At 52.6% G+C, this 7,480-nt stretch carries 6 protein-coding genes and 4 tRNA genes; 7 read left to right on the plus strand and 3 right to left on the minus strand.

What is annotated here, in order from left to right; all coding sequences use genetic code 11:
• Positions 1–29 precede the first annotated feature (29 nt).
• Both ABA45_RS04965 and purE read right to left on the minus strand, forming a co-directional pair.
• Positions 30–1,148, minus strand: a complete 1,119-nt coding sequence (locus ABA45_RS04965) for a 5-(carboxyamino)imidazole ribonucleotide synthase (RefSeq protein ID WP_048384559.1) — start codon at positions 1,146–1,148, stop codon at positions 30–32.
• A 72-nt stretch (positions 1,149–1,220) separates the two neighbouring features.
• On the minus strand, positions 1,221–1,712 hold the full coding sequence (purE, locus tag ABA45_RS04970) for a 5-(carboxyamino)imidazole ribonucleotide mutase (protein WP_048384560.1): 492 nt from the start codon (positions 1,710–1,712) through the stop codon (positions 1,221–1,223).
• 109 nt (positions 1,713–1,821) lie between these two features.
• On the opposite strand from purE, the gene ABA45_RS04975 reads away from it, so the two are divergent.
• From ABA45_RS04975 to ABA45_RS04995, 5 genes are all read left to right on the plus strand, one after another.
• Positions 1,822–2,814 carry a hypothetical protein gene (locus ABA45_RS04975; protein ID WP_048384561.1) on the plus strand — a complete coding sequence of 331 codons (993 nt, stop codon included), beginning with the start codon at positions 1,822–1,824 and terminating at the stop codon, positions 2,812–2,814.
• Positions 2,815–3,001: 187 nt separating this feature from the next.
• Positions 3,002–3,077: transfer RNA gene (locus ABA45_RS04980), tRNA-Val, on the plus strand.
• A 66-nt stretch (positions 3,078–3,143) separates the two neighbouring features.
• Positions 3,144–3,220, plus strand: a tRNA-Asp gene (locus ABA45_RS04985).
• 7 nt (positions 3,221–3,227) lie between these two features.
• Positions 3,228–3,303 (plus strand) — tRNA-Val (locus tag ABA45_RS04990).
• A 468-nt stretch (positions 3,304–3,771) separates the two neighbouring features.
• A complete protein-coding gene (locus ABA45_RS04995) occupies positions 3,772–4,374 on the plus strand; it encodes a DUF642 domain-containing protein (protein ID WP_048384562.1) in 603 nt (200 codons plus the stop codon).
• Between the two features lie 113 nt (positions 4,375–4,487).
• On the opposite strand, the gene ABA45_RS05000 is transcribed toward ABA45_RS04995, so the two are convergent.
• Positions 4,488–5,891, minus strand: a complete 1,404-nt coding sequence (locus ABA45_RS05000; RefSeq protein ID WP_048384563.1) for a 3-oxoacyl-ACP reductase — start codon at positions 5,889–5,891, stop codon at positions 4,488–4,490.
• Positions 5,892–6,134: 243 nt separating this feature from the next.
• Between ABA45_RS05000 and ABA45_RS05005 the strand changes: the two genes are divergently transcribed.
• Positions 6,135–6,211 (plus strand) — tRNA-Met (locus tag ABA45_RS05005).
• A gap of 447 nt (positions 6,212–6,658) precedes the next feature.
• Positions 6,659–7,396: a SapC family protein gene (locus ABA45_RS05010; protein WP_048384564.1), complete on the plus strand. Its 738-nt coding sequence runs from the start codon at positions 6,659–6,661 to the stop codon at positions 7,394–7,396.
• Positions 7,397–7,480 lie beyond the last annotated feature (84 nt).

Genomic DNA, 7,480 nt, shown 5'->3' on the forward strand with positions numbered 1-7,480 from the left:
TACTAATAATAGGGTCGCTTTGGGCCAGATCAACCCTTTGACATTAAGGTGCTGTTAAACTCCGGACAACCCGGCAAAAATTGAGCGCAATTCAGGACTCTCCATACCAGTTCTTGGTAATTGTCAGCCAGAATATTCACGTGGCCCAATTTACGACCAGGTCGTTCCTGCTTGTTGTACAGGTGAACATGGGCGTAGGGCAGTTGTAAAATCCGCTCGATTTCGCCGTGCTCGCCAATGATGTTAATCATGCAGCTGACTCCCCGCGGCTCTACATTCCCCAGAGGGTGTCCGCTGACAGCACGTACATGATTTTCGAACTGGCTGGTCATGGCACCTTCAATGGTCCAATGGCCGGAATTGTGCACTCGCGGAGCCATTTCATTCGCTATTAAGCCATTTGGTGTCTCAAATAACTCAAGGGTCAATACGCCCACATAGTCCAATTCGGTCAGTAAGCCGCGAATATAGTATTCTGCTTCGGTTCGCAGGTGGGCTTGTAGTTTTGGCGCCGGGGCAACGGAATAACGCAGAATACCCTGATGATGGTCATTGTCCGCCATAGGGTAAAACGCCACATCGCCGCATTCGGCGCGCACGGCAATAATCGACAGTTCGCGGCTGAAATCGACGAACTTTTCGACCATCAGGCGTGGGTGGCCAATGCTCTGCCAGGCAGCAGCGGCATCATCCGGGCTTCTCAATACGGCCTGGCCTTTGCCGTCGTAACCTTCGGTGTTGGTCTTGGCGACGACCGGGCAGCCGAGTTCTTCAGCGGCGGCCCGCAGCGTTTCAGCGCTGTCTGCGATTTTCCATTGCGGTGTAGGAATGCCTAGCTGGCCGAACAGTGTTTTTTCGGCTTCGCGGTTCTGGCATATCTGCAATGCGCGGGGGCAGGGGTGCACAATGGTTTTTGCTGCAATCTTTTCAGCGACTTCTACTGGTAGGTGCTCAAATTCGTAAGTGACGCGGTCAACCTTGTTCAGAAACTCGTCCAGCCTTTGGCCTTCAGGGTCGCTGATGGTTTCGCCTATGCCGGCACTGGGGCTGCCTGACATGTCGTAGAACACAAAGTCTTTGGCCAGTGGGTAACCTGCCAGGGCGAGCATTCTTCCCAGTTGGCCGGCGCCTAGTACGCCAATTCTCATGTGTTTTCTCCTGTCCATTTGTGGCATTGAGTTTTCGCACAGCTCGCTAGCGTTGGTGATGTCATCATTGATTCACGGAACTGACGGGTCCGGGCTGTCCAGAATTGTTTGGGTCTGCGTGCTGCGAAACTCGTCAACAGCTTGGCGCGTGGTTTGGTCAAACGTACCGATGATTTGGGCCGCCAGTAAACCTGCGTTGGTGGCGCCTGCCTTGCCGATGGCCAGGGTACCTACGGCGATGCCACCGGGCATTTGTACGATCGACAGCAGCGAGTCAAGACCGTTCAGGGCCTTCGACTGTATCGGCACGCCAAGCACCGGCAAAGACGTTTGCGAGGCTATCATGCCGGGTAGGTGGGCTGCACCGCCGGCGCCGGCTATGATAACTTTCAGGCCGCGGTCGGCCGCCGTTTTGGCGTATTCAAACAGCAGGTCGGGGGTGCGGTGAGCGGAAACGACTTTGGTTTCATAGGCCACGCCAAGCTTGTCGAGCATGTTGGCGGCGTTTTCCATGGTCGGCCAGTCGGATTTGGAACCCATGATGAGTCCTACCAGCGGTTGCATAAGCAACAATCCTTCGATGATTGGAAAGCCCACTATTGTATGATGTGGCCCAAAGCCATGCAATCGGCGCGGCGTAAGCACCGAACAGCGACTCAGTTAAGGACCCGATATGGAACCTATTCGACCAGATAAAGATGAATTAAGAGCCGAGCGGCCGGATAGCCCAATCGTCTCTGCCAAATCTGCGAGCAGCGCCAAACCCGCATCAACCAGTCGGAGCAAGCCGGCAAAGGCTCCTGAAACCCCGAAAGCCGCGGCCGGCAGCGGGTCGCAAGGTAATGGTAGTGGTGGCGCCGGAATTTTGTGGCTGCTGGTTATTGTGTTGGCGTGCGTGGCCGTTGGCGGCTGGTACATTCAGGGTCAGCGTATTCAGGCACTGGAAAGCCAGGTGGAAGAAGCCGACAGCTGGGTGCGCCAAAGCAAGCTGGCGCTGGCGCGATTTGAAGGCACCTTGTCTGAAACGGGCGAAAACCTCGAACAAGCCGGTGTGTCGTTGGATGAACAACTGGCGTCACAGAAGACGCGGCTGGATAACGCCGACAGTGAAATTCGCAAACTGTGGGTTATTGCCAATGAGCGCAACAAGCAGTTGCTAGAGCAGCAGGCGGCTGCGATTAGCGAACTTGAAACGGCACTTGGCAAAAACCGTAATGATTTGGCGAGCGTTCAGACCGCGGTGGCAAGCGCAGAAACGGCGTTGAGCGACGCCACCACACGGCAACAGGGCGAGCGCGCCGAGCTGGCAGCCAGAGTAAGTGCTGTTCAAACCAGTGCATTGTCGCTAAAAGCCGAACTGGCTGCGGCAAATCAGAAAACCAATACCTTAGCCAAGAGCACTGACGAGCGTATCACCACGTCTATTCGCCGTTTTGAGCAAGAACAGAAACTCACCACCAGCAGTATTGAAAGCCGTATTGCTGCGCTGGAAAAAGTGGTTATAAGCACAACCAATGTCAACGGGGCGGGCGCCATGCAGAGTGAAATCGCCGAGCTGAAAAAAACCGTTGAGGTGATTGATTCGTCGCGTTCGCAAATGACATCGCGCCTGGTGCGATTGTCGCAGGAAGTGAATGACCTGCAGGCGAAGCTCGCCGGCCAGTAGACGGATCGGTAAATAGGTTAGTGAATGAACAAATCTCCGGTGTGACGGCATTTTAAGGGGATTTTAAGGGGATTTTAGGCAAAACATTTGACATGGAGGCAGAAATGCTTAGAATGCGCCGCTCACTTGTTTGAGACACGTTTGCCAAGTGGCAGATGCAAACAGTGAATCTTTGAAAGGCCAAAGCGGGCGGTTAGCTCAGCTGGGAGAGCATCGCCCTTACAAGGCGAGGGTCACTGGTTCGATCCCAGTACCGCCCACCACTTAGTCTTCAAGGATCCGTCAGGCACAACACCTGACATTGCATTCGGGGAAATCCGGATGGCTGCGGAGCGGTAGTTCAGTTGGTTAGAATACCGGCCTGTCACGCCGGGGGGCGCGGGTTCGAGTCCCGTCCGCTCCGCCAACTATCCGGGTGGTTAGCTCAGCTGGGAGAGCATCGCCCTTACAAGGCGAGGGTCACTGGTTCGATCCCAGTACCACCCACCATATTTGAAAAACGGGCAGTCTCATTGAGGCTGCCCGTTTTTTTATGCGTGACGAAAACTGCCTGCATCAACCGCCCAGCACAAATTGCCCGCAAACCCGTACTCGTTTGTCGTGCAAGTCACCTTGAGCACGGCCAAACGTTCCACCGTAAACGCAGCTCCCTATACTTCGACTAGGTGTCAGAAAAATTTACACCTCCAAGAGCGCATTTTAGGCATATAAAAGCTACAAGCATGATATTCATACAGTTACAGTTTTAAGATACGTCGGTATTATTTACACATTTATCTTTTATGGCCTGCTGCGGCGAGAGAAATAACTTTTAAGTCAATGTATTATATGGATAGTTTTTATTCTGGTATTTATTTTTCAGATGTTATATAGCGATTATTTGGACAGGTAATGAGTTAAATCGATAAAACGTTCAGCCTGCTCAATTTAAATTTTTACCAGAAATGGAGTATTTTTATGCGGAAGATTATTGCCAGTGCATTGATCAGTGTATGTGCAACAACGTTTGCAGCCGGTGCCGCTCACGCGAGCTTGATAACAAATGGTGGCTTTGAGCTTCCGGGTGCGGGTCCGAATGCGACCACGCCCTCGTATCCTTCCGCAAGTGTTGATGGCTGGACTAGTAACACAAAAATCGAGATATGGGCCAATTGGGGTATCGCGAGTTATGAAGGCAAACAGCATGTGGAATTGAACGCACAAAATGACGGCGGTCCAACTTGGTCGATCTGGCAAGACTTTGACACCACCGCTGGTGATTTTTACACGCTGACCTTCGCCGCTGCTGAGCGAAAGGGTAATCCTGGCAACCAATCCTTTAATGTGAGTGCGGGGAGCTTAGATGAAGATGTGTTACTGACAACCACCGCCTGGACAAAATATAGTTTTGTTTTTCAAGCAATTGAAGAAACTACGCGTCTAATGTTCGAAACGATTTCGCCGGAGGGCACCGCGGGTAATTTTATAGATGATGTTCGGGTCGTTCCTGAGCCGTCATCGCTGGCCCTCATGGGTCTGGGCCTATTGGGTCTGGCTGGTGCCAGAAGGTTTAAAAAGTAATCGGTACACGCGCTATAGATGTTTTGAAAAGCGTTTGCGAGGGCATCGTAGTTGCGCCTTCACCAAAAAAGCCTACGTGTGTAGGCTTTTTTTGTGGGCTTAAAATGTGGCTGCTAGGCGCCCAATAACGACTGCCCGCAAACCCTTACCACATTGCCGTTCAAGCCACCCGACCCCGGGCTACACAGCCAGCTGACGGTTTCGGCCACATCCACCGGTTGCCCACCTTGGAGCAAGCTGTTTATCCGCCGCCCCGCTTCGCGAACGGCGATGGGCATGGCGTCTGTCATGTTAGTTTCAATAAATCCGGGCGCAACCGCATTTATAGTGGTGCCGTTTTTGAGCTGCCGCGCCTCCGCCTGCACATAGCCAATAAGCCCGCTTTTTGCCGCAGCGTAATTGCTTTGCCCGCGATTGCCGGCAATACCGCTAACCGATGACAGGCACACAATGCGCCCGTTAGCGTGCAATAACTCATGCCGTTGAATTCTTTCGGTAATGGCCATGGCCGCTGTCAAATTCACACTGATGGCCGCGTTCCAAGACTGCTCAGGCATATTGCCCAGGGTTTTGTCGAGGGTAAGGCCGGCATTGTGAATTAGCAGGTCCAAGCCACCGAGTTGCTCAATAAACGTGGCAATCACCTGGGGCGTATCAGCTTCGGTAATGTCCAGCGCGAGGGCATGGCCCTTCAGGCTTTGCATCTGTTGATGTAATTCCTGCCGTGCGGCGGGCAAGTCCACTCCGATCACGGTAGCGCCGTCGCGGCTCAGGGTTTGTGCGATGGCCAAGCCAATACCGCGGGCTGCGCCGGTCACCAGGGCCAGCTTGCCGGTGAGAGGTGCCACCGGGTTGGTCAAGGCTGCCTCGGTACTTTTATCGATCTGGGCAATCTGTCCGGACACATACGCTGATTTCGCAGATAGGAAAAAACGCAGGCTGGAGTTCAGGTTGTTTTGGGCGCCAGTGGCTACCCTTAACAGGTTCGCAGTGGCACCTTTGTTGCCAATTTCTTTCGCCACGCTGCGTATAAATCCTTCTAACGCCTGTTGTGCCGCCGCATGGGCCGGCTTACGGCAATTTTTTACGGGCTCGCCCAGCACCAGCACCCGCCCGTGCTGAGCCAAGCCTTTTAAACTGCTGTGAAAAAACTGATACATTGCGCTCAGCTCTTCGGGCGTTTTGATGCCGCTGGCGTCAAATACGAGTGCTGAAAAATGGCCAGGCTTGCTCAGCGGCAGAACCTTGGGTTTCGACCGGTTTTCAGCCCTGGCTGAATCCACCAGCCGTTTATCGCCGCTGGCGTGATAGAGCTTGGCAGCACTTGCGCCCAGCACCCGGCCCACCTCGGAAATCAACTTGCCGCCGACTGCAGCACCCAGCAGAACATCGCCTTCAATGAACGGCTGGTCTACCCGTTTCAGTCGTTGCAAAGGCACCGGCGCAGGCAAGCCCAAGGTATTGGCTGCGGTTTGCCCGAGTGAGGTGTTCATCAGCTTGAAATACAGATCCGACATGGCGTTTGTCCTTTGGCGATGAGCATGGCAAAAATTATAAGCAGGCACTGCAACACATCCTACCCCATAGTTTTAACAACAAAGAGGGTCATCAGGCCTGATTGTCGGCAGAAAAACGGTAACGGCACCGTGAATTGCTCATTGCCAATATTAGTCTTTGACACCAGCGCGTGCAGTCCGTAATATGCGTCTCACGTTGATTGAGGGGAGAAGGAGAAAGCCCTTAATTAACAAACAGTTTGATGCGGGGTGGAGCAGTCTGGTAGCTCGTCGGGCTCATAACCCGAAGGTCGTTGGTTCGAATCCAGCCCCCGCTACCATATAAAAGAAAGCCAGATCAGTGATTCACTGATCTGGCTTTTTTGTGTGTAAAAAGAAAAAACCTCGCTTTACCATTTGCCATAAAATTAGGGTGCAACCCTAACTACTTTTAGTAAGCGCAGCGTGTTTGCGACTAACTCGGAATCCCTTAAAGTCATAATAGATGAACGCATTGTAAGTCTGTTACAAAAAAGATTGCTGCAGGATTAGCCATGATATTTCCTTCCGGTTTTTTGGTCTGGCGGGGAAGAAACGGCTGCAACCGTCATCAAATCTGACGTTGGTCACTTTTCTCCGCTCTTTGAATTCTTATTGTGTGGTGGTTAATTCAGCCCTGAGCTCTGGGGAATTCTGAACGCTTGCTATCGATTTGTATCTTTTTGTAACACGACGCGATATAAACCATATTCATAACTTAACAATAAGTTAAGCAATTGGGGTCCAGAATGCCTGAACTTTTGTTCTATCAACGGCCTACGGTTCTAAACAAAGATGCCCACAAGAGCATCCGCTTTTCGCCGGTGAAAGACTTCGGGTTCACCCGCGATGTGAATTCGGTACCTCTTCTGGCCATCGAGTTCTTTGAGGCCAGTCGCGATCTTCCTGTGCTGTTCAGCCAGGATAAGGATGGGTCGTACTTCCCCATTGCCTTGCTCTCCTTGAAGAATCAGGGCCACGACCAAGTCGACGACAGTGGTCGATGGCAGGGCAACTACACGCCGGCCTTTATTCGCCGTTATCCGTTTGTGTTGAGCAACGACAAAAATGTCTGTTTTGATGCGGACTATGTTGGCCTGGCGGAAGCAGATTTGGAGGCGGCCGCTGAAGGTGAGGCCGAGGGCAATCTTCTGTTTGCCGATGACGGTGCCTATACCGACACCCTGAACAAGATCATCGAGTTTGTAACAAACTTTGATGCAGAGCACCTGCGCACCCGTGAGTTCTGTGAGGCGGCGTCCGAAGCGGATCTATTCAAACCTTTCGTCTTGCAGGTGGTAACGGCCGACCAGAAACCGTTGCGCCTGGACGGTTTGTTCGTAATAGACGAGAACAAACTCATGACGCTGGAAGACGACGTTGTTACACAGTGGTTCCGTAAAGGGTATCTCGCCTGGGCGTATGCCCACCTACATTCCCTCGGCGCTATCGCGCGCTTGAGCGACAAGCTCAATACCCGCTCCTGATCATCTGGTAAATGTTTTGTGGTAATTGGATGACGATCAGCTTTACCCGCCTCGGCTCTGCCGAATAACGCTGTACCATGACCA

The sequence above is a fragment of the Marinobacter psychrophilus genome (assembly GCF_001043175.1).
Taxonomy (GTDB): domain Bacteria; phylum Pseudomonadota; class Gammaproteobacteria; order Pseudomonadales; family Oleiphilaceae; genus Marinobacter; species Marinobacter psychrophilus.